Source organism: Streptomyces sp. NPDC054849 (assembly GCF_053610945.1).
The window spans coordinates 13,998-35,567 of the sequence record NZ_JBSGZI010000042.1 but is presented as its reverse complement, the minus strand read 5'-3'; the positions used below and the strand labels follow the sequence as shown (position 1 = coordinate 35,567).

The window sequence follows — 21,570 nt, the reverse complement described above, 5'->3', positions numbered from 1 at the left end:
GTCATGGCCGCTCAGATTTATCCCAGCATCCTGTCCGCCGACTTCGCCCGACTCGCCGAGGAGGCGAAGGCCGTCGAGGGGGCCGACTGGCTGCACGTCGACGTCATGGACAACCACTTCGTCCCGAACCTCACCCTCGGCATGCCGATCGTGGAGTCCCTGAGCAGGGCCACCGACATCCCGCTGGACCTCCACCTGATGATCGAGCAGCCGGACCGCTGGGCCCCGCAGTACGTGGAGGCCGGCGCGGGTTCGGTCACCTTCCACGCCGAGGCGGCGGCGGCGCCCGTGCGCCTCGCGCGGGAGATCCGGGCCAAGGGGGCGCGGGCGTCGATGGCGCTCAAGCCCGCGACGCCCATCGAACAGTACGAGGACATCCTCCCCGAGCTCGACATGCTGCTGATCATGACGGTCGAGCCCGGCTTCGGCGGCCAGCCCTTTCTGGACATCATGCTGCCCAAGATCCGCCGTACCCGGGAGCTGATCGCCAAGCACGGTCTGGAGCTGTGGCTCCAGGTCGACGGAGGGGTCTCGGCCTCGACCATCGAACGCTGCGCCGAGGCCGGCGCCGACGTCTTCGTGGCGGGCAGCGCGGTCTACGGGGCGGTCGATCCGGGCGCCGCCGTCCGTACGCTGCGTGAGCAGGCGGGTGCGGCCATCGCCGCGGCGCCGTGGGCTTGCGACCACTGAACCAAGGGATGATGAACAGCTCGGTGAACGGGAGCTGTCCAGGCTGATCAACGGCCGTCGGATCTGACAGGATGAACGGCGAGTCGAGAGTGTGAACACGACAGTGTGAACAGCAGTGAGGAGAACGCGGTGTCTGCAATGTCGGCGGGACGGTCAGCCCTGCGGATGGGACCCGCGGAGCTGGTGCAGGCGGCGGCCATGGCGCGCCGCTTCTACCTCGAGGGCAAGTCCAAGATCCAGATCGCCGAGGAGTTCGGCGTGAGCCGCTTCAAGGTGGCCAGGGTCCTGGAGACCGCCCTCGAACGCGACCTCGTACGGATCGAGATCCGGGTGCCGGCCGAGCTCGACGCGGAGCGGTCCGACGCCCTCAGGGCCCGGTACGGGCTCCGGCACGCCGTCGTCGTGGAGTCGCCGGCCGACGCCACCGAGGACGCGCCCGACCCGGAGAACCTGGGCGCGGTCGCCGCCGACCTGCTGGGCGAACTGGTCAACGAGGGCGACGTGCTCGGTCTGGCGTGGGGGCGGTCGACCATTCACATGGCCGCCTCCCTGCACAGGCTGCCGCAGTGCACCGTGGTGCAGCTGACCGGCGTGTACGACGCGGGGACCGCGGAGCGCGGTTCGGTCGAGGCCGTGCGCCGGGCCGCCCAGGTCTCGGGCGGCGACGCTCACCCCATCTACGCGCCGATGCTGCTGCCCGACCCGGCGACCGCGGCCGCGCTGCGCAGCCAGACCGGGATCGCGCGCGCCTTCGAGTACTTCGACAAGGTGACGGTCGCGGCCGTCTCCATCGGGTCGTGGGAGCCGGGCATCTCCACCGTCCACGACATGCTGACCGACGAGGAGCGGGCCCACTACGCCTCGCTGGGCGTCGCGGCCGAGATGTCGGCCCACCTCTTCGACTCCGAGGGGCGGCGGGTCGGCCGGGACCTCGGCGAGCGGTGCATCACCGTCGAGGCGGACCGGCTGCGGCGGATCCCCGAGGTCGTGGCGATCGCGGGCGGGCTGCGCAAGGCCTCGGCGATCGGGGCGGTGCTGCGGTCGGGGCTGGTGACCAGCCTGGTCACGGACACGGCGGTCGCCGACTACCTGCTCACCGAATCGGCCCCCGGGCTGCGACCGGCGCTGGACCGGGCCGACCCCGACGACTGATGCGGCCCGACGGGGCGTATCGGGCCTGACCGGGCGCCTTCCGGGGCCCCGCTCGCCGCCGCCGGCGCGGATGGTGCCGGAATTGAGATCCGAACGGCGGACCGCGCGGCGGCCTGCTGGGCGCATACTGGTTCCAATGACAAAGTCAGCAGTACCTCGCCGCCATTTGCCGTCCAGCCCGTTCAAGGCCCCCGTGGAACAGCCCATCCGGCAGTTCAGCGTCGGCGACCGGGTCACACACGACGAGCACGGCCTCGGCCGTGTCGTCGGAATCGAGGAGGGGATCGCTGTTCTCGTCGACTTCGGTTCGGTTCAGAAGCGAATCTTGAGTCCCTACACCAAGATGGCCGCTCTCTGAAGCCATCGGGCGATTCGCGAGCGAATCGGATATTTGGCACGATCGGTGCATGATCTTTCGGAACGTGCCCCGATCGTTGCTGCGTTTATCGGGTGCCGTGTTCCTCTGCGTCGCGCTGGTCGGCGCGGTGGGCTGTGCCGGGCAGAAGTCCGCGCCTGCCGCCGCCAGCACCAGTGACAGAGCCGGTGCCAGTAGCAGTGCCAGTGCTGAGCAGGGTGCTGATCCCCGTGCCGTCCCGTCGTGGGCGAAGGGGATGGCGACCGTACGGGCCGACGCGCTGCCGCCGCAGGCCCGGGACGTGCTCGCGCTGATCGACAAGGGCGGCCCGTATCCGTACCGGCAGGACGGCGCCGTCTTCGGGAACCTCGAGAAGGTCCTGCCGAAGCAGAAGCGTGGGTATTACCACGAGTTCACCGTGCGGACGCCGGGGGAGCGGGATCGCGGGGCCCGGCGGATCGTGACGGGTGAAGGTGGGGAGTTCTTCTACACGGACGACCACTACGACACCTTCAAGGCGGTTCTCCGATGAGCCTGGACCCGCAGCCGCTCGCCCCGGCACTCGAAGCCGCCGAAGCCGCGGGCTGGACGACCGTACGGCTGGACCTGGACGGTGTACGGGGCAAGGACGAGCTGATGCGGCGGTGCGGGGGTGCCTTGCGGCTGCCGGAGTGGGTCGGGGGGAACTGGGACGCACTGGCGGATGCGCTGCGGGATCTGTCCTGGTTGCCCGATACCGGGGGGCGGCTCGTGGCCGTGACCTCGTGGCGGGGGTATGCGCAGGCTCGGCCCGGTGAGTGGGACATCCTCGTGGATGTCCTGGAAGAGGCCGTGGATTTCTGGCGGGGGGAGGGCGGGGCGCCGCCGCTGGTGGTGCTGCTGGCCGAGGCCGGGTCCGAGGCGGGGCCGCCTGCCGGAGCTCCGCCCCGGACCCCGCGCCTCAAGCGCCGGCGGGGCTGAAAGACCGGGGCTCCGCCCCCGACCCCGCGCCTCAAACGCCGACGGGGCTGGACATGCCGGCGGGGCTGGAGATGCCAGCCGGGCTGGACGGGGCGGTGGGGGCAGGGGTGGCTTGTGCCCCCACCGGTTGCGCATCAGGTCGTCGGCGGCTGCGGGATCCAGGGTGGGGTCTGGCCCCAGGACCAGACCGGAATCTTGGCCGCGTCGACCGGGGGTGGGGTGGGGCCCGAGTAGATCAGGGCCATGCGGGTGCCCCACTCGATGTAGTAGGCGAACACGCCCCGGAATTCGGGGTCCGTCGGCAGGCCGACCTCGTCGGCCGTGTCCATGAGCAGGTCCACCCAGCGGCGGCGCTGCCTCTCTGTGATCGCGCGGCCCAGGTGCTTGGTGGCCATGTGCTGGTGGCCGCCGTGGTGGGAGGTGTAGTCCGAGGGGCCGCCGAAGACCTCCGACAGCCAGACGGCGACGTGCTGCGGGTGCTCCGCGTCCATGCCGGCGAAGACCGGGGCCAGGATCTCGTCCTGCAGGGCGTGGGCGTAGAAGGCGTCGGTGAGGCGGTTCATCGCCTCCGCCCCGCCCATCCACTCGTAGATCGTGGGTGTGGTGCTCATCGCTGGCCGGCGCCCTTTCCCGTGCCCACGACGCCCGTCACGAGGTAGTGCTGCATCTCCTCGATGGCCGTCACGTACGGTCGGATCGCGCTGAAGAAGGCCGGGAAGTGCTCGCCCTTGCGGAATCCGCCCAGGTGGGCCTCGATCGAGGTCCAGCGGATGCGCAGGATGTAGCGCTCCTTCTCCTCCTCGCAGCGGGCCAGTTCGTAGTCGATGCACTCGGGCGAAGCGGCCAGGGCCTCGGCGGCCCGGGCGTACGCGTCCTCGAAGGCCGGCTGGTCGTCCAATGCGATCCGGTAGCGGATGTATTCGACGGTGGTGGTCATGGTGTCCGTGCCTCTCCCTGGGTGTCGGTCGTGGCCAGCCTTACGCGATCACGTGCGTCCGTGGGGCTCATTCGTCATTCGGACCCGGACTTCATGGAGTCGGTGGTGCCGGTGACGTCGGGGCCCTGCGCGCGGACCTGGTGGACCTTGTCCAGGGAGTCGCGCAGCTCCGTCAGCCAGGTGTCGGTGTTGCGTCCGACGAGGCGGACGCACCAGGCCAGTGCGTCGGCCCGGCTACGGGCGACGCCGCCGGCGACCAGGGTGTCGAGGACCTGGCGTTCGGACTGGCGCAGGCGGGTCATCACGGGGACGGCGAGGTGGGTGAAGAGCGTCGTCTCCTCACCCACCCGCACGCCCCAGGCCACCTTGCGGCGGTAGAGGGACTCGGCCTCGCGGGCCACCTCGATGCGCTGTTCGCGGGTGCGTTCGCGGAAGTCCTTGACGGACTCGGTCGCCGGGATGGTGCCGACGACCGTGATCTCCTCGCGGTCGGCCGTGACCGAGAGGAGGGACTCGTAGACGTCCACCGGCAGGCGCTCGGCGAACCACGCGCGGAGCTGTTCGCTCTGTTCGGCTGTAATCATGTAATCAACGTTGCATCGCGTACCTGCTTGATCGCAAGGTTCACGCCCTCACCGGACGCCGTGTTCGCTGTCAGCCCATCGAGCGGTAGCGGTGGATCAGCGAGACGGCCATCGCACCCTCTCCCACGCCCGAGGCGACGCGCTTCACCGAGTGGGCGCGGACGTCGCCCGCCGCGAAGACGCCGGGGACGCTCGTCTCCAAAGGGTAGGGGGCGCGCTCCAGACTCCACTCGGCCGGGAGTTCGCCGCCGTTCGCGATCAGGTCCGAGCCGGTGAGGACGAAGCCGTACTCGTCCCGCTCGACGACTCCCGAGAGCCAGTCGGTGTGCGGCCGGGCGCCGATGAAGGTGAACATGAAGCGGGCAGGGATCTCGGTGTCCTCGCCCGTCTGAGCGTCGTGGAGGGTCAGCCGTTCGAGGTGCTCCTCGCCGTCCAGCCGGACCACCGTCGTGCGTACCCTCACCTCGATGTTCGGGGTGCGGTCGATCTCGTCGATCAGATAGCGGGACATGCTCGCGTCCAGGGAGGCCGCGCGGACCAGGATGGTCACGCGCGCGGCGTACTTGGCGAAGTGCACGGCCGCCTGGCCCGCGGAGTTGGCCCCGCCGACGATGAACACGTGCTGCGAGATGCAGGCCGAGCTCTCCGTGGTCGCCGCTCCGTAGTAGAGGCCCGCCCCCTCGAAGCGGTCGGCGCCCGGGGCGTCGAGGCGGTTGTACGACACGCCGGTGGCGAGCAGGACCGTCTCGGCGGAGATCTCCGTGCCGTCCGCCAGGGTGAGGATCTTCGCCGGGTCGTCCCGGGTCAGCGATATCACCTCCACGGGGTGCAGGATCTCGGCGCCGAACCGGGAGGCCTGAATGGTGGCCCGGCGGGTCAGGTCGCCGCCCGAGAGGCCCGAGGGGAAGCCGAGGTAGTTCTCGATCAGGCTGGAGGTGCCGGCCTGGCCGCCCGGGGCGCGCGAGTCCAGCATCAGGGTCGAGAGGCCCTCCGAGGCCGAGTAGACGCCCGCCGCCAGGCCCGCCGGACCCGCGCCGACGATGACGCACTCGTAGTGCGGGCGCGAGGCGGTGGTGGCCAGGCCCAGGCGCTGTGCGAGCTGGGTGTCGGTCGGGGCGGAGAGCACCGAACCGTCCGGGAAGCGGACGAGGGGGAGCGCCCCGTCGGGCTGGGCCGCGATCAGGGTCAGCGCCTCGGGGTCCCGCTCGACGTTGAGGAAGCGGAACGGCTGGCCGTTGCGGGTGAAGAAGTCCCGGACGGCGTGGGTGCCGGGGGAGACCAGGTGGCCGGCGACGATGATCCCGTCGTACGCAGGCCGGTAGGCGGCCAGCCAGTCCGAGAGCAGGTCGTCCAGGACCGGGAAGAGCCGCTCGTGCGGCGGATCCCACGGCTTGAGCAGGTAGTAGTCCAGCCTGACCCGGTTGATGGCGGTGATCGCCGCGTCGGTCTCCGCGTACGCCGTCAGCAGGACGCGTCGGGCGTCCGGGAATCGGCTGACCGCCTCCAGCAGGAACTCCACGCCGGTCACGTCCGGCATCCGCTGGTCCACGAGGAACAGCGCCGGGTCGTGGCCACGTTCGTCGAGGGAGTCCAGGATCTTCAGGGCGTCGGCGGCCGAGGAGGCGCCGAGCACCCGGTAGCGGTCGCCGTAGGCGCTGCGCAGGTCGCGGCGGACGGCGCGCAGCACCTGGGGGTCGTCGTCCACGGCCAGGATGACGGGCTTCCTGTTCTCCGCGCGCTCGGCGGCGGCCGCGGCCGCCGGCGGGGCGGCGGGGGCGGCGGGGCTCTCCGGGGCCGCGCTCACGCCGGGTCCAGCATCAGCTTGTCGGTGTAGCACCAGGCCCAGTCCTCGCCGGGCTCGTGGGAGGCCGCGATGGGGTGCTCGGTGGTCCGGTAGTGCCGGGTGGCGTGACGGTTCTTCGAGGAGTCGCAGCATCCGACGTGCCCGCAGCTGAGGCACATCCGCAGGTGCACCCAGGTGTCGCCGGCGACGAGGCACTCCTCGCAGCCCACGGCAGTGGGCCTCACCGGACGTATCTGATCCATGTGTGTGCACAACAGGTCCATCGTCCCCGTCCCTTTCCTCGCGCTCATGCCGTTCACCACCACAGCCCCGCGCGCCCGTGCTGCACGGCGTGTCCAGACCATAGGGCGGGCGCTGCGAAATGGTTCATCGATTCGGCCGAAGTCAGGTAGTCCTGAAGCTACTTCATGACGTCCGCGGACGACTTCCTGAGGTGCTGCCATGACCTGCCCCGCTACCTCACGAAGTCGCATACCAGCGCTTTGACGAAGGCCTCGGCCGCGGCCAGTGTGGGGGACGCCAACGACAACAGGCGGCGCCTGGAGGAATACGTGAGCAGAAAGATTCTGGTCATTGTCTCCGAACACGGTTACTGGGCCGAGGAACTGATAGGCCCCGTTTCGAAGTTCGACGAGCAGGGCTACGAGGTCACATTCGCCACGCCGACCGGAAAGCGTGCACACGCTCTCCCGCCGAGCCTCGACGCGAACTACATCGACCCTCCGCTGGGACGCTCGGTCACCACCGAGGAGAACGCCCGTCTGGGGCGGGAGTTCGAGCGGTCGAGCCGGCTGGACTCGCCGCTCGACATCGAGGCGTGGGTCCCCGAGCGTCCGTACACGAGCGACGAGGGCTACCTGCCCAAACTGGAGCAGTACCACCGCGACCTGGACAAGCTCGACGCCGACATCGCCGGATACGACGCGATCCTCATCGTCGGCGGCAGCGGCCCGATCGCCGACCTCGCCAACAACGAGCGCGTGCACGCCCTGATCCTGGCCTTCCGGAAGGCCGGCAAGGTCGTGGCCGCGGAGTGCTACGGAGTCGCCTGCCTGGCCTTCGCCCGTGACTGGGACGACCGCAGGAGCATCATCTGGGGCAAGCACGTCACCGGCCACTGCAAGGAGTACGACTACAAGGACGGCACCGGATTCCTCGGTACCGACTTCAACATGGGGCCGCCGCCGTATCCGCTGGAGTACATCCTGCGCGACGCGACGGGCCCGCACGGCGCGTACCACGGGAACTTCGGAAAGCCGGTCTCGGTGATCGTCGACTTTCCCTTCGTCACCGGACGTTCCACCCCCGACTCCTATCTCACGGGGCAGAAGATCGTGGAAGTCCTGGAGGACGGTCTCACCCGATACGGCTGGTAATCCCGGAGGCCGCGGATACGGCGGAGAGTTGAGGGGGAATTCATGGAAGCCACTCCCGGACGGGAAAGGCTGATCGAGCAGTTCAAGGCCGACGGCCTGAAGGTGATGTTCGGAAATCCGGGGACGGTGGAACAGGGATTCCTCGACGCGGTGGACGCGGCGGAGGACTTCCACTACATCCTCGCCCTCCAGGAGACCGTGGCCGCCGGCATCGCCGACGGGTACGCCCGGGCGACCGGCGGCGCGGCCCTGCTCCAGCTGCACTCCGGGGTGGGTCTGGGCAACGGCATCGGCATGCTCTACCAGTCGCTGCGCGGCCACACCCCGCTCGTCGTGGTCGCCGGTGACGCCGGGGTGCGCTACGACGCCATGGACGCGCAGATGGCGTCCGATCTGGTGGCGATGGCGAAGCCGGTGACCAAGTACGCGACCCGGGTCACCGACCCCCGGTCCGTGCTCCGCACGATCCGTCGTGCCGTGAAGATCGCGCTCACCCCGCCCCGGGGGCCCGTGTTCGTGGCGCTGCCGATGGACGTGCTGGACGAGCTCAACTCCGAGCCCGTCCTGCCCGCCACGGTGCCGCTCACGGACGTGGCGCCCTCGCCCGCCTCGGTGGGGCGGGCGGCCGAGCTGCTCGCCTCCGCCGAGCGGCCGGTGGTCCTCATCGGGGACGGGGTCGCGCTCTCCGGGGCACAGAACGAGCTCGTCGCCGTCGCCGAGCTCCTGGGCGCCGACGTGTACGAGGTCGACTCCTCCGAGGTGAACATCGCGGCCTCGCACCCGCTGCGGCGCGGCCAGACCGGCCACATGTTCGGCCCGCACAGCAAGGAGCTGGTCGGGGACGCCGACGGGGTCCTGATCGTCGGCACCTATGTCTTCCCGGAGGTGTTCCCCGAGCTGGAGAGCCCCTTCCAGGCGGGTGCGAAGGTCGTCCACATCGACCTCAACGCCTACGAGATCGCCAAGAACCACCCGGTGGACCTCGGCCTGGCCGCGGACCCCAAGCAGGCGCTGCGCGCCCTGGCCGGCGTACTGGACGGGCTCCTGACCCCGCAGCGCAGGGCCGCGGCGGCCGCCCGGCTCGACGTGCGGACCCGGGAACGGGCCCGCGGGACGCGGACGGCCCCGGACGACGGCACGCCGATGGCCGTCTTCCTGAAGACCCTGGCCGAGCGCACCGGCGGGGACCTGATCGTCTTCGACGAGGCGCTGACCACCTCGCCGCTGGTCACGCGGTACCTGCCGGCGGAGCGTCCCGGCGACTACCACCTGACCCGGGGCGGTTCGCTCGGCGTGGGCTTCCCGGGCGCGGTCGGCGCCAAACTGGCCCGGCCGGAGCGGCTCGTCGTCGGCTTCGCGGGCGACGGCGGGTCCATGTACACGTACCAGGCGCTGTGGACCGCGGCCCGGCACGGCATCGACGCCAAGTTCGTGGTCTGCAACAACCGCAAGTACCGGCTGCTGGACGACAACATCGCCCAGTACTGGCGTGAGCGGGACATCCCGGAGCACGGCTTCCCGGGCTCCTTCGACCTCTCGCACCCCGAGATCGACTTCGCCGGGCTGGCCCGGTCGCTCGGCGCCGGCGGGATGCGGGTGGAGAAGCCGGACGAGGCGGTCGCCGCCGTGGACCGGATGCTCACCCACCCCGGGCCGTTCCTCGTCGACATCCAGATCTGACCGATCTCACAGCCATCCGACGCAGCACCCGTACGGAACAGGAGGAGACCGCATGCCCGCCGAGCGGCAGCTGACCGAGGACGCGATCCGCAGTTTCGCCGAGAACTGGTACGTGGCGCTGGACCAGCACGTGGGTCTGGACGACGTGCTCGCCCTGATCACCGAGGACCTGGAGTTCAAGGTCCCCGAGGACACCTTCCTCGGGCACGAGGGCTTCGGCCGCTGGTACGCGGCCGTCACCCACCGCTTCTTCGACGAGGTGCACACGGTCGTGAAGGTGGAGCCCGTCATCGAGGGCGACCGGGCCGTCGTCCGAGTCCTCGTCAACTGGCAGGCCAAGATCTGGGATCCGCCGGCCGCCCGCAGCCAGTGGCTCGGTTTCGACGCCGACCAGACCTGGACCGTGGTGGCCGGTCCGGACGGACCGCTGATCAAGCAGTACACCGTCAACGACCTGGCGCCCATGCCCGGTTCCGGCTCGCTCTGACCGCCGGCGAAGGAGAAGCGACGATGACCGACGTGACACGGGAGCGGGTCGAGGCGGCCTATGCCGCCCTCGGCTCCGGCGACCGGGCGCGCATCCTGGAGTACTACTCCGAGGACCTGCGCTGGCTGGTGCCGGGCAACCATCCGCTGGCCGGCTGGTACGAGAGCCTGGACGCCTTCCTGGAACTCATGGGGCAGACCCACAAGCTCACGGGCGGCACCTTCCGGATGGACCTGGAGGCGGTTCTCGTCGGCCAGGACTGTTCCGCGGACGTATGCCGCAACGTCGCCCTGCGGGACGGCGCGGCCCAGGGCAGCCGGTCCCCGTACGAGCGGATGGACTACCCCGTCTTCCACTTCATGCGGTGGCGGGACGGCCGGATCGTCGAGGGCCGCGACGGGCTCTTCGGAGACTCGGCGACCGCCTTCAGTCAGTTCTGGGCGCCGTTCGCGCCGGACGGAACCCGCAGGGACCGATAGGGGATGAGCGCGATGGACGCACGAGAGATCTTGACCAGGTACTACCAGTACGCCAACGCCGGGGACTGGGACCGCTGGTGCGACCTGTTCGCCGACGACCAGGTCATGGACGAGCAGCTGGCCGGCCACATCGAGGGACTGGAAGTCCTGCGCTCGATGATGAAGGGCATGGGCACGATGTACCGGGTCTTCCGGAACGAGCCCGTGCACTTCCTCGTCGACGGCGAGAAGGCCGCGGCCGTCTCGCACCTGACCGCGGTCAGCGCCTCCGGCGAGGCCATCGAGGCCGAGGTCATGAACTTCTTCCGGATCGTGGACGGAAAGATCGCCTACATGGCGAACTACCACGACACGGTTCCCTTCCAGGTACTGAGCCAGGGCTGAGGGGGACCCGTGAGCGTCGAAGAGTACGACTACATCGTCGTGGGATCCGGCACCGCGGGCAGCGTGCTGGCGGCCCGGCTCTCCGAGGACCCGGACGTCTCCGTCCTGGTCCTGGAGGCAGGCGGCCCGCGGATCCCGCCCGAGGTGGACGACCCGTCCTCCTGGTACAAGCTCCTCGGCGGGCCCGTGGACTGGGGCTACACCAGCACCCCGCAGCCGGGCCTCGACGGCCGCCGTACGTACGAACCGCGGGGCAAGGCCCCCGGCGGCAGCAGCAACCTCTACATCATGATGCACATCCGGGGCCACGCCTCGGACTTCGACAACTGGGCCTACCAGGGCGCGGCCGGCTGGGCGCACGAGGACGTGCTGCCGTACTTCGCCCTGCTGGAGGCCCAGGAGGACGCCACCGCCTCCACCACCGGCACCCGGGGTCCCCAGCGGATCACCCACGCCGGGCGGCACGGTCCCAACCCGGTCTCCCGGGCCTTCATCGACGCCGCCGTGGAGCTGGGCCACGAGGAGATCGCCGACTTCAACACCGACGGTCCCCGGCGCGGCCTCTTCGGTACCGGCTGGCATCACATCGACGTGGCCGACGGCCGCCGCCAGGGCGCCCTGGCCGCCTACCTGGAACCGGCGCTCGGCCGCTCCAACCTGACCCTGCGCACCCATGCGCAGAGCACCCGGCTGCTGTTCGACGGGGACACGTGCACGGGCGTCGAGTACGTCCAGCTGAGGGCCCCCGCCACGCTTTCGGACAGCGACGTCCCCGGCCGGACCGTCCGGGACGGGCACAGCAGCGCTGCGGCGCCAGGGCTGCACACCGTACGGGCCCGCCGGGAGGTGGTCGTGGCCGCGGGGGCGATCGAGTCCCCGAAGCTGCTGCTGCTCTCCGGCATCGGCCACCCCGAGCAGCTGAGCGAGCACGGCATCGAGGTCACCGCAGCGCTGCCCGGCGTCGGCGAGAACTTCCACAACCACGTCCTGACCGGGCTGATGGCCGAGGTCACCCAGGAACTCCCGCCGCCGGCGCAGAACCTGTCGGAGAGCGCTCTGTTCCTGTCCTCGCAGCCCGGACTGCCCGCGCCGGACCTCCAGATCGCCTTCGTCCACGTGCCCTTCGACGTGATCGTCGGCCAGGACCACCCCAACACCGTGTCGATCCTGCCCGGCGTCGTGCGCCCGGTCTCGCGCGGCTGGATCAGGCTGGCGAGCGCCGACCCGCTGGCCCACCCGCTGATCAACCCGAACTACCTGGGCGACCGGTGGGACCTGGAGCGGATGGTGCAGGGCGTCAGGATCGCCCGGGAGATCTTCGCGACCTCCGCGTTCTCGCCCTGGTACAAGCAGGAGCTCCAGCCCGGTCCCGGCTACGTGAACGACGACGATCTGCGGACCTTCGTGAAGCAGAAATCGGAGAGCTACCACCACCAGGCCGGCTCCTGCCGCATGGGCGTCGACGACCTCTCCGTCGTCGACCCCGAGCTGCGGGTGCACGGCGTGCGCAATCTGCGCGTCGTCGACGCCAGCGTGATGCCCGCGGTCCCGTCGGGCAACTGCCACACCGCCATCGCGATGATCGCCGAGCGCGCGGCGGACTTCCTGAGGGGGGTGTCCCGTGCCTGACGCCGTGCTGCGCGAGGGTGCGCTGTCCGGGACCCGGATCGCGGTCCTGGTCGAGAGCGACTACTACGAGCCGGAGATCTTCTACTACGGGCACCGGTTCGCGGAGGAGGGCGCCGAGGTCGACTTCCTGACCCGGCTGTGGGGCAACGACTCCATCACCTTCACCGGGCACGAGTACCGGGCGCCCTTCACCGCGAACCAGTCCCTGGAGGGGCTGAGCGATGAGGACCTGCGCCGGTACGCGGCGGTCATCGTGCCCTCCGGCATGGTGGCCGACCGGCTGCGCTACACCGAGGACGTGGACGTCCTCGCCCCGGCGACCGAACTGCTGCGCCGGGCCTTCGAGGAGCCGACCGTCCTGAAGGGGATCATCTGCCACGGCATGTGGCTGGCCTCATCGATCCCGGACAAGGTGCGCGGCCGCAAGGTCGTCTGCCACAACAACCTCATCGGCGACGTCCGGAACATGGGCGCCGAGTACGTCGACGAGGACGTGGTGGTCGACGGGGACCTGGTCACCGGCCGCACCGGCGCCCACCACCACCTGTTCGCCCGCAGGATCATCGAACTGATCGCGGCCGGGCGGGGCCGGGGAGCCGGCTGATGGCCGGGCTGCGGTGGTCGCACGTCGGACTGAACTGCACGGACCAGAAGATCACCGAGGAGTTCTACACCCGGTACTTCGGCTTCACCCGGGCCCGGGTGGTCGACCTCGGGGAGGCCCGGATCGTGTTCCTGCGCAAGGGGGACGCGTACCTGGAGCTCTTCGCGGCCGGCGCCGTCGAACCGGCCCGCGCGGCGCCGGGGGTCCCCCCGGCGGTAGCGGAGGGAGACGGTCCGCAGGCACCCGGCCGGATGCGCCACCTGGCCTTCCAGACCGACAGCGTGGACGCGTTCCTGGCCGATCTGGGCGACGCGGCGGAAGTGACCTTGGGACCGCTCGACTTCGACGACTTCATCTGCGGGTGGCGCACCGTGTGGGTCCGCGATCCCGACGGGGTCATCGTCGAGGTCAGCCAGGGATACGAGGACGACCGCTCTCACGAGGGCTCTCACGACAAGGACGGTGCATGACATGGCGGATGCCGTGAGCTTCTCCTTCTCCGACACCATCGCGGGCTACGTCGTCCGCTTCGACTCCGGTACCCGCGTGCTGCGGCTGAAGACCCCGGACGGCCGGGAGTCCGACGTCTCGCTGGCCGGCGACCCCAGCGCCGAGCTGGTCCGCAACCTGGACGAGCCCTACATCGACGCCTCCGGGCACATCGACGAGATGCTCTCCCCGGGCCGGTTCCTCTTCGTCTACGGGGTCCACTACCCGGAGCGGGGCGGGCGCTTCGACGCCAAGCGCCTGGTGTTCCTGGGCCGCGGCGCCGAGGACTACCGCTTCGAGGAGCCCAGCTGGTGGATCAAGCAGATCGAGTCGCTGGCCGACTTCTACAAGCGGGCGCAGTTCGGCGACGGGCCGGTGGACTTCACCGAGTACCGCACCGAGATCCGGCTCGGCGGTGACAAGACCGCCAGTCACGTCCAGGAGACCGACACGATCTCCCGCCTGGTCTACGGCATGGCCTCGGCCTACCTGCTGACCGGCAAGGACGAGTACCTGGAGGTGGCCGAGCGCGGCACCGAGTACCTGCGCAAGCACATGAGGGTAGTGGACGGCGAGGAGGACGTGGTCTTCTGGTACCACGGCATCAGCGTCGACGGGGACACCGAACGCAAGCTGTTCACCTCGGAGTTCTCCGACGACTACGACGCGATCCCGATGTACGAGCAGATCTACGCGCTGGCCGGGCCCATCCAGACGTACCGGATCACCGGTGACATCCGGATCAAGAACGACGCGGACGCCACCATCCGGCTGTTCGACAAGTTCTTCTTCGACCCGGAGCAGGGCGGCTACTACTCGCACATCGACCCGATCCTCTTCAGCGCCGACCACGAGTCCCTCGGGGAGAACGCCGAGCGCAAGAACTGGAACTCGGTCGGCGATCACGCGCCCGCGTACCTGATCAACCTGTACCTGGCGACCGGCGACCAGAAGTACGCCGACTTCCTCGAGTACACCTTCGACACCATCGCGGACAAGTTCCCGGACTACAAGAACAGCCCCTTCGTCCAGGAGCGCTTCTTCCGCGACTGGTCGCACGACACCGCGCACAGCTGGCAGCAGAACCGTGCGGTGGTCGGCCACAACCTGAAGATCGCCTGGAACCTGATGCGGATGAACTCGCTGAAGGCCAAGCCGGCCTACGAGGAGCTCGCCAGGAAGATCGGCGCGATCATGCCGGCGGTCGGCAGCGACCTGCAGCGCGGCGGCTGGTACGACGTCGTGGAGCGGCTCAAGTCCGGAGACGAGGAGACGTATCGTTTCGCCTGGCACGACCGCAAGGCCTGGTGGCAGCAGGAGCAGGCGATCCTCGCCTACCTCATCCTGAACGGCACGGTCGGCGGCGAGGCGAACCTGCGCGAGGCCCGGCAGGCGCAGGCCTTCTACAACACCTTCTTCCTCGACCACGACGAGGGCGCCGTCTACTTCAACGTGCTCGCCAGCGGCACGCCGTACCTGCTCGGCACCGAGCGGCTCAAGGGCAGCCACTCGATGTCCATGTACCACTCGGCGGAGCTCTGCTACCTCTCCGCCGTCTACAACAACCTGCTCATCAACGGCCGGGAGATGGACTTCCACTTCCAGCCCGACCCGGCCGGCCTGCCCGACCGCGTCCTGCGCGTCTCGCCCGACCTGCTCCCGGCCGGCTCGGTGCGGATCGCGTCCGTGGAGATCGACGAGAAGCCGTACACCGACTTCGACGCCGACGCCCTCACCGTGCGGCTGCCCGACGTCCAGGGGCGGGTGAAGGTCAAGGTCCGGCTGCGTCCAGTGGCCAAGAAGTAGCGCTCAACGGGGGGCGCCCCAACCAGAGGGGAATGCAATGACTCTCAACGTCAAGGAACGCCGGAACAAGACGGGCACCGTGCTCGTCGCCACCGGTGAGATCAACAGCGAGACATCCGGCTCGCTGCTCCAGGCCCTGCTGCCGCTCGTCCGCGAGGGCAAGCCGCTGAAGATCGACCTCACGGCGGTCACCTACGTCTCCAGTGCCGGCCTGCGCACCCTGCTCGTCGTCTACCGCGAGGCGCAGCACGCCGGCGTCGCCGTCACCCTCTACGGGGTGAGCGAGGAAGTCCGGTTCGTCATGTCGGCCACCGGCTTCCTCGACTTCTTCGAGACCGGGGAGGCCGTCGCGGCGGCCGCCAAGGCCAAGGCCAAGGCCGCGCGATGAGCGAGACCCGGTCCGAGCAGGTGCTGCGCGTCGACGCGTACCCGACCCACGAGGTGGGCGGGTACCGCGTCCGCGCGGGCAAACCGTTCCCCTTCGGGGCCAACGTGGTCCCCGGTGGGGTCAGCTTCTCCGTCTTCTCCGACCAGGCCACCTCCATGACCCTGGTCATCTACAAGCGCGGAGAGCCCGAACCGATGGCCGAACTGGAGTTCCCCGAGGAATTCCGGACCGGCAGCGTGTTCGCCATGACCGTCTTCGGCCTCGACCACGAGAACATCGAGTACGGGTACCGAGCCGACGGCCCCTACGACCCGGTCACCGGCCACCGCTTCGACGCCCGGCAGGTCCTCTCCGACCCCTACGCCCGGCTGATCGCCGGGCGCGACGTCTGGGGTGTGGAGCCGGACCGCAGCCGCGGCTACCAGTACCGCTCCCGCGTCTGCCTCCAGGACTTCGACTGGGGCGACGACACCCCGCTGGGCATCCCCGCCGAGGACCTCGTCGTGTACGAGGCCCATGTGCGCGGCTTCACCCGGCACCCCAACTCGCAGGTGAGCGCCCCCGGCACCTTCGCCGGACTGCGCGAGAAGATCCCGTACCTGAAGGAACTCGGGGTCAACTGCATCGAGCTGCTCCCCGTGTTCGAGTTCGACGAGAGCGACAACCCGCGCTCCAACCCGGAGACGGGCGAGCGGCTCTTCGACTACTGGGGCTACAACACCGTCTCCTTCTTCGCGCCCAAGGCCGGCTACGCGGCCACCGGGCGGTACGGGATGCAGGGCGACGAGTTCCGCACCCTGATCAAGGAACTGCACGCGGCCGGCATCGAGGTCATCCTGGACGTCGTCTTCAACCACACCGCCGAGGGCAACGAGCAGGGGCCGACGATCTCCTTCAAGGGGCTCGACAACGCCACCTACTACATGCTCACGCCCGAGGGGTACTACTTCAACTTCAGCGGCACCGGCAACACCGTCAACTGCAACCACCCCGTCGTGCGCAACTACGTGCTCGACTGTCTGCGTCACTGGGTCGCCGACTACCACATCGACGGCTTCCGCTTCGACCTCGCGGCCATCCTCGGCCGGGCCTTGGACGGCACCCCGCTGCCCAACCCGCCGCTGCTGGAACTGCTCGCCTACGATCCGGTCCTGCGGCACACGAAGCTCATCGCCGAGGCCTGGGACGCGGGGGGCCTCTACGAGGTCGGCAACTTCCCGGCGTACGGGCGCTGGGCGGAGTGGAACGGGAAGTACCGCGACACCGTGCGCAGCTTCCTCAAGGGCGACCCGGGGGTCACCGGCGAACTGGCCACTCGCATCGCCGGCTCGCCCGACCTCTACTCCAGCCGCGGCACCGCGGCCTCGGTCAACTTCCTGACCGCGCACGACGGATTCACCCTCGCCGACCTGGTCTCCTACAACGACAAGCACAACGAGGCCAACGGCGAGAACAACAACGACGGCGCCAACGACAACAACAGCTGGAACTGCGGCGTAGAGGGGCCCACCGACGACCCCGAGGTCAACGCCCTGCGGACCCGGCAGATGAAGAACGCGCTCGCCATCCTCCTCACCAGCCAGGGCATCCCGATGCTGCTGTCCGGGGACGAGGTCGCGCGCACCCAGCAGGGCAACAACAACACGTACTGCCAGGACAACGAACTGTCCTGGTTCGACTGGGACCAGGTCGACGAGAACGCCGAACTGCTGCGGTTCACACGCGAGATGATCGCCTTCCGCAAGCACCACCGCGAGCTGCGCTCCACCTCCCACCCCACCGGCCGGGTCCGCGACGACCTCGGCCTGCCGGACATCAGCTGGCACGGGGAGCGGGCCTGGCAGCCCGACTGGTCGGCCGAGAGCCGGCTGCTGGCGGTGGCCCGCTGCGGCACCGGGGACGACGACGTGGTGTACGTGGCCATGAACGCGCACTGGGAGTCGCACGACCTGGAACTGCCGGCCCTGCCGGGCGGGCGCAGCTGGCACCTGTTCGCCGACACGGGGGCCGCGGCGCCGCACGACATCCGCAGCCCCGGCGCCGAGCAGGAACTGGACAACGCCGGGAAGTACCTGATCGGCCCGCGTTCGGTCGTGATCCTGGTGGGCCGCACGAACGATCGCGACGACGTCGACACGCCCTGACCGAAGGAGACTGACATGCCGCTTTCCGTGTCCCTGAGCATCGAGGGCGAGACCACCGTGATCGAACTGACGGGCGAGCTGGACGCCAAGACCGCGCCGGAGTTCCACCAGACCATCGAGAAGGCCGCGGGCCACGGCACCAGCACCGTGGAGATCAGGATGGCCGGCGTCGGCTACATGGCCAGCGCCGGACTGCGTTCCCTGGTCTTCGCCCAGCAGAAGGTCGCGAACCACGTCACCATCAAGGTGGTCGGTGCCATCGAGCCCGTGTCCCGGACCATCCGGACGGCAGGGCTCGACCGCAGCATCGTCCTCTCCGATGAGTGACCACCGTGACTGACATGGTCGAACTGGCGAGGACGCCCGCCGTACTGGAGGTGCCCGCGACGGTGGGGGCACTGGGCGACATCGCCTCGTTCGTCCTGCGGCTGGCCGGCCGGGCGGGCCTGGACAAGCGCGCCTCCTACCGGCTTCGGCTGGCCGTGGACGAACTGGCCACGAACATCGTGATGCACGGGTACCGGGGCGGCGACGGACGGATCACCGTCCGCGGCCGCTCCGGCCCCGGCCGGGTGCGGATCGTCATCGAGGACTCCGCACCCGCCTTCGACCCCGTCGAGGGCCGCCTGCCCCCCGCCCCCGGGGTCCCCCCGGAGAACCGGCGGATCGGCGGACTCGGCATCCACCTGGCACTCACCAGCGTGGACGAGTTCGGCTACGCGTACAGGGACGGCCGCAACATCAGCACGCTCGCCGTGTACGCCGAGGGGACGGACCGATGCCCTCCACGACCGTGATCATCCTCGATGAGTACCCGCCACCGCCGCCCGAGCTGCTCGACGCCCTGCGGACGATGGACGCCTCGCTCGTCACCCGCACGCTGACCGAGCTGCGCGAAGGCCCACAGGAACAGCTGCCCGTCGCGGACGTCCTGCTCGCCCCGGCCGAGTGCGACGGGGAGGCCGTACGGCTGGCTGTACGCCGGCTGCGCCGCTGGGCCGGGGCCCCCATCGTCGTCGTCTGGACCGTGACGCATTTCGCCGCACTGGAGGAACACGTCCGGATCGGACACGACTACCTCGTACCGCCCTTCCTGCCCGCCCTCGTGGGAGCCCGGCTGCACAGTTGCTCGGAGCGCGCCGGACTCGGCCGCACCCTGCGCGAAGCCGACGCCCGCGCCGAACTCATGGGCTACGAGAAGGAGCTGGAGATCGGCCGGGAGATCCAGGCCGGCTTCCTGCCCGAATCGCTGCCCGTCCCCGCCGGCTGGGAGATCGACGTGCGCTTCCGGCCCGCCCGGCAGGTCGCCGGGGACTTCTACGACGTCTTCGAGATCTCCCGCGGCCGCCGCCTCGCCTTCGTCGTCGCCGACGTCTGCGACAAGGGGGTCGGCGCCGCGCTCTTCATGGCGCTCATCCGGTCGCTGCTCCGGCACACCGCGCAGAACAGCGGCCTGCAGCACCTGGTCGCCGCCGGACGGGCCGGCGGCAGCCGGCGGATCCCGGTCGTCGGCGCCACCCCGCTGCTCAACGCGGTCACCGCCACCAACGGCTACCTCACCCGCAACCACCTGCGGCAGGGCTATTTCGCCACCCTGTTCTTCGGGGTGCTGGACCCGCTCACCGGCAGCCTCGTCTACATCAACGGCGGCCACAATCCGCCCCTGCTGCTGCCCGCCGACGGCGGCCCGCCCGCCGCCCTGGACATCACGGGGCCCGCGGTCGGCGTCCAGCCCGACTGCGTCTACACCCTCGGCTACGCCCAGCTGAACCCGGGCGACACCCTGTTCGTGTTCACCGACGGAGTGCCCGAGGCCCGCTGTCCGAACGGCAGCTTCCTCGGCGACGAGCGGATGCTTGAACTGCTCGCCGCCACCCCGGCGAGCGGCAAGGACATGGTCGACCGGGTGGACCTGGCGGTGCGCGAGCACACGGGCACCGCCGAGCAGCACGACGACGTCACCATGCTGGCCCTGCACCGGCCACGCGCGGCGCGGGGGCCGCGCGCGGACGGCGCCCGCCACCGGGTGGTGGCCTAGATGACCCGCACCATCGTGGTGCACTCGCACCGCGGCGGGACGGGGAAGTCCTCGGTACTGGCGAACCTCGCGCTGCTGATCGCGGCCGGGGGCCGCCGGGTGGGGGTGGTGGACACCGACATCCAGTCACCCACCCTGGACCTGCTGTTCCGGCTCGGGCCCGGCCCCTCGCTGGCCGACTACCTGCTCGGCCGCTGCGAGATCGAGGCCACCGCCCAGCAGGTGGGCGCCGGTTCCGGTCCGGGCGTGCTGTACGTCGTACCGGCCCGGACCGGTACGGCCGCCCTGCGCGAGATCATGGCCGGCGGCTACGACGTGGGGCTGCTGCCGGAGGGCTTCGACCGGCTGGCCCGGCACCACGCCCTCGACGTGCTGCTGCTCGACACCCACGCCGGACTCAACAACGAGTCGGTGACCGCCATGGCGAGCGCCGACGTACTGATGATCATGGCCCGGGCCGACCGGATCGACCTCTCCGGGGTCGAGGAGACCATCGCCCTCGCCGGGCGCCTGACCTGTCGGCGGGCCCTGGTACTGAGCATGGCCCCCGAGGGCATCGACCGGGACGCGGCCCGTCGGCGCTCCGAGGAGGTCTACCGGGCACCCCTGGCCGGAATCCTTCCGTACTCGCCGGAAATGGCGGCCCTGTACGGGGAGCGCATATTTGCAGAAGCCCATCCCGACCACCCCCTGGTCGGTGAATTCCGCACCATCATCTCGGCGTTGGACGCACGTGACGAAGTATCGCGGGCCTGACGTCACCCCCTTACGCCCCCTGCGGGGGGCGTGTTGAATCGGCAGCGAATCCAGAACAAGGAGAGAATCATGAAGATTCTCGTCGTCATGACGGCCAAGGCCACACTGCATCTCCTGGACGGAGAACAGCATCCCTCGGGATTCTGGGCCGAGGAATTCGTCGTTCCCTTTTCCCTCTTCAAGGCGGCCGGCCACGACGTGGACGTGGCGACGATCGCCGGCCGGGCGCCCACGGTCGACCAGACGAGCATCGACCCCCAGTTCCTCCGCTGGGTCCGCCCCCAGGGTTCACCGGACGAGGACGCGGCCAACGCCGCCGAGTACGTCCGGGTCATCGAGAACACCCCCCAGCTGAAAACCCCCCTCGCTCTGGAGGACCTCACCGAGAAGGACATCGCCGACTACGACGGCGTGTACGTCAGCGGCGGCCACGGCGCCATCGGCGACCTGCCCAAGTCCGACGAGCTCGCCCAGATCCTGCGCTGGGTCATCGCCCAGGACAAGCCCCTCGCCACGGTGTGCCACGGCCACACCTCGCTGCTCGCCCTGCGCGACGGCGAAGGCCGCTGGCCGTTCGAGGGCTACCGGATGACGGCCTTCTCCCACAGCGAGGAACTGGTCACCAACATGGCCGGCCGGCTCCCGCTGATCCTGGAGCTCGAACTCACCCGGCTCGGCGCGCGCTACGAGAAGGCCGACGTCATCTGGGACACGCACGTGGTCGTCGACCGCAAGCTGACGACCGGTCAGAACCCCTACTCCTCCAAGGCCCTCGCCGAGACCTTCTTACGGCAGCTCGCGAAGGGCTAGTACCGCCCCCGCATCCGA

Annotated in this window: 26 protein-coding genes; 21 read left to right on the top strand and 5 right to left on the bottom strand. The window is 69.9% G+C overall.

Features of this window, described 5'->3' with window-relative positions; translation table 11 throughout:
• The first annotated feature begins 3 nt into the window (after positions 1-3).
• From rpe to ACWGIF_RS19820, 5 genes are all read left to right on the top strand, one after another.
• Positions 4-690 carry a ribulose-phosphate 3-epimerase gene (gene rpe, locus ACWGIF_RS19840; protein ID WP_453499055.1) on the top strand — a complete coding sequence of 229 codons (687 nt, stop codon included), beginning with the start codon at positions 4-6 and terminating at the stop codon, positions 688-690.
• A gap of 138 nt (positions 691-828) precedes the next feature.
• The gene (locus ACWGIF_RS19835) at positions 829-1,842 is read left to right on the top strand and encodes a sugar-binding transcriptional regulator (RefSeq protein ID WP_453499094.1); all 1,014 of its coding nucleotides are present in this window, start codon (positions 829-831) and stop codon (positions 1,840-1,842) included.
• Positions 1,843-1,978: 136 nt separating this feature from the next.
• Complete coding sequence (locus ACWGIF_RS19830; protein WP_189740325.1) at positions 1,979-2,200, top strand: CarD family transcriptional regulator; 222 nt, start codon at positions 1,979-1,981, stop codon at positions 2,198-2,200.
• Positions 2,201-2,249: 49 nt separating this feature from the next.
• Positions 2,250-2,729, top strand: coding sequence for a ribonuclease domain-containing protein (locus tag ACWGIF_RS19825; protein WP_453499053.1), 480 nt, complete (start codon positions 2,250-2,252; stop codon positions 2,727-2,729).
• Positions 2,726-3,157 carry a barstar family protein gene (locus ACWGIF_RS19820; protein WP_453499051.1) on the top strand — a complete coding sequence of 144 codons (432 nt, stop codon included), beginning with the start codon at positions 2,726-2,728 and terminating at the stop codon, positions 3,155-3,157. The genes ACWGIF_RS19825 and ACWGIF_RS19820 overlap by 4 nt, the downstream gene beginning before the upstream one ends.
• Positions 3,158-3,291: 134 nt before the next feature.
• On the opposite strand, the gene ACWGIF_RS19815 is transcribed toward ACWGIF_RS19820, so the two are convergent.
• The 5 genes from ACWGIF_RS19815 to ACWGIF_RS19795 all read right to left on the bottom strand — a co-directional run bounded on the left by ACWGIF_RS19815 (position 3,292) and on the right by ACWGIF_RS19795 (position 6,745).
• Positions 3,292-3,768, bottom strand: a complete 477-nt coding sequence (locus ACWGIF_RS19815) for a group II truncated hemoglobin (RefSeq protein ID WP_453499049.1) — start codon at positions 3,766-3,768, stop codon at positions 3,292-3,294.
• Positions 3,765-4,094, bottom strand: coding sequence for a putative quinol monooxygenase (locus tag ACWGIF_RS19810; RefSeq protein WP_453499047.1), 330 nt, complete (start codon positions 4,092-4,094; stop codon positions 3,765-3,767). Before ACWGIF_RS19810 ends, ACWGIF_RS19815 begins: the two co-directional genes overlap by 4 nt.
• Before the next feature lie 74 nt (positions 4,095-4,168).
• A complete protein-coding gene (locus ACWGIF_RS19805) occupies positions 4,169-4,678 on the bottom strand; it encodes a hypothetical protein (protein WP_453499045.1) in 510 nt (169 codons plus the stop codon).
• Positions 4,679-4,748: 70 nt separating this feature from the next.
• Positions 4,749-6,482, bottom strand: a complete 1,734-nt coding sequence (locus ACWGIF_RS19800; RefSeq protein ID WP_453499043.1) for an FAD-dependent oxidoreductase — start codon at positions 6,480-6,482, stop codon at positions 4,749-4,751.
• Positions 6,479-6,745, bottom strand: a complete 267-nt coding sequence (locus ACWGIF_RS19795; RefSeq protein ID WP_453499092.1) for a UBP-type zinc finger domain-containing protein — start codon at positions 6,743-6,745, stop codon at positions 6,479-6,481. The genes ACWGIF_RS19800 and ACWGIF_RS19795 overlap by 4 nt, the downstream gene beginning before the upstream one ends.
• A gap of 288 nt (positions 6,746-7,033) precedes the next feature.
• On the opposite strand from ACWGIF_RS19795, the gene ACWGIF_RS19790 reads away from it, so the two are divergent.
• The 16 genes from ACWGIF_RS19790 to ACWGIF_RS19715 all read left to right on the top strand — a co-directional run bounded on the left by ACWGIF_RS19790 (position 7,034) and on the right by ACWGIF_RS19715 (position 21,552).
• Entirely contained in the window at positions 7,034-7,858 is an 825-nt protein-coding gene (locus tag ACWGIF_RS19790; protein ID WP_453499041.1) for a type 1 glutamine amidotransferase domain-containing protein, read from the top strand.
• Positions 7,859-7,900: 42 nt separating this feature from the next.
• Entirely contained in the window at positions 7,901-9,538 is a 1,638-nt protein-coding gene (locus ACWGIF_RS19785; protein WP_453499039.1) for a thiamine pyrophosphate-binding protein, read from the top strand.
• 52 nt (positions 9,539-9,590) lie between these two features.
• Positions 9,591-10,025, top strand: coding sequence for a nuclear transport factor 2 family protein (locus ACWGIF_RS19780; protein WP_453499037.1), 435 nt, complete (start codon positions 9,591-9,593; stop codon positions 10,023-10,025).
• Positions 10,026-10,048: 23 nt separating this feature from the next.
• Positions 10,049-10,504 carry a nuclear transport factor 2 family protein gene (locus ACWGIF_RS19775; protein WP_453499035.1) on the top strand — a complete coding sequence of 152 codons (456 nt, stop codon included), beginning with the start codon at positions 10,049-10,051 and terminating at the stop codon, positions 10,502-10,504.
• 12 nt (positions 10,505-10,516) lie between these two features.
• Positions 10,517-10,888 carry a nuclear transport factor 2 family protein gene (locus tag ACWGIF_RS19770; RefSeq protein ID WP_453499033.1) on the top strand — a complete coding sequence of 124 codons (372 nt, stop codon included), beginning with the start codon at positions 10,517-10,519 and terminating at the stop codon, positions 10,886-10,888.
• Between the two features lie 9 nt (positions 10,889-10,897).
• Positions 10,898-12,517, top strand: a complete 1,620-nt coding sequence (locus ACWGIF_RS19765; protein ID WP_453499031.1) for a GMC family oxidoreductase — start codon at positions 10,898-10,900, stop codon at positions 12,515-12,517.
• Positions 12,510-13,121, top strand: a complete 612-nt coding sequence (locus tag ACWGIF_RS19760) for a DJ-1/PfpI family protein (RefSeq protein WP_453499029.1) — start codon at positions 12,510-12,512, stop codon at positions 13,119-13,121. The genes ACWGIF_RS19765 and ACWGIF_RS19760 overlap by 8 nt, the downstream gene beginning before the upstream one ends.
• Positions 13,121-13,591 (top strand): VOC family protein, encoded by a 471-nt coding sequence (locus ACWGIF_RS19755; protein ID WP_453499027.1) that lies wholly within the window; start codon positions 13,121-13,123, stop codon positions 13,589-13,591. The genes ACWGIF_RS19760 and ACWGIF_RS19755 overlap by 1 nt, the downstream gene beginning before the upstream one ends.
• A gap of 1 nt (position 13,592) precedes the next feature.
• Complete coding sequence (locus ACWGIF_RS19750; protein ID WP_453499025.1) at positions 13,593-15,416, top strand: AGE family epimerase/isomerase; 1,824 nt, start codon at positions 13,593-13,595, stop codon at positions 15,414-15,416.
• Between the two features lie 37 nt (positions 15,417-15,453).
• A complete protein-coding gene (locus ACWGIF_RS19745) occupies positions 15,454-15,804 on the top strand; it encodes an STAS domain-containing protein (RefSeq protein ID WP_030008823.1) in 351 nt (116 codons plus the stop codon).
• Positions 15,801-17,948 (top strand): glycogen debranching protein GlgX, encoded by a 2,148-nt coding sequence (gene glgX, locus ACWGIF_RS19740; protein ID WP_453499023.1) that lies wholly within the window; start codon positions 15,801-15,803, stop codon positions 17,946-17,948. Before ACWGIF_RS19745 ends, glgX begins: the two co-directional genes overlap by 4 nt.
• A gap of 15 nt (positions 17,949-17,963) precedes the next feature.
• Positions 17,964-18,275, top strand: coding sequence for an STAS domain-containing protein (locus tag ACWGIF_RS19735; RefSeq protein ID WP_453499021.1), 312 nt, complete (start codon positions 17,964-17,966; stop codon positions 18,273-18,275).
• On the top strand, positions 18,272-18,745 hold the full coding sequence (locus ACWGIF_RS19730) for an ATP-binding protein (protein WP_453499019.1): 474 nt from the start codon (positions 18,272-18,274) through the stop codon (positions 18,743-18,745). Before ACWGIF_RS19735 ends, ACWGIF_RS19730 begins: the two co-directional genes overlap by 4 nt.
• Positions 18,727-19,986: a PP2C family protein-serine/threonine phosphatase gene (locus ACWGIF_RS19725; RefSeq protein ID WP_453499017.1), complete on the top strand. Its 1,260-nt coding sequence runs from the start codon at positions 18,727-18,729 to the stop codon at positions 19,984-19,986. The genes ACWGIF_RS19730 and ACWGIF_RS19725 overlap by 19 nt, the downstream gene beginning before the upstream one ends.
• Entirely contained in the window at positions 19,987-20,742 is a 756-nt protein-coding gene (locus ACWGIF_RS19720; protein ID WP_453499015.1) for a P-loop NTPase, read from the top strand.
• 69 nt (positions 20,743-20,811) lie between these two features.
• A complete protein-coding gene (locus ACWGIF_RS19715; RefSeq protein WP_453499013.1) occupies positions 20,812-21,552 on the top strand; it encodes a type 1 glutamine amidotransferase domain-containing protein in 741 nt (246 codons plus the stop codon).
• The last annotated feature ends 18 nt before the right edge of the window (positions 21,553-21,570 follow it).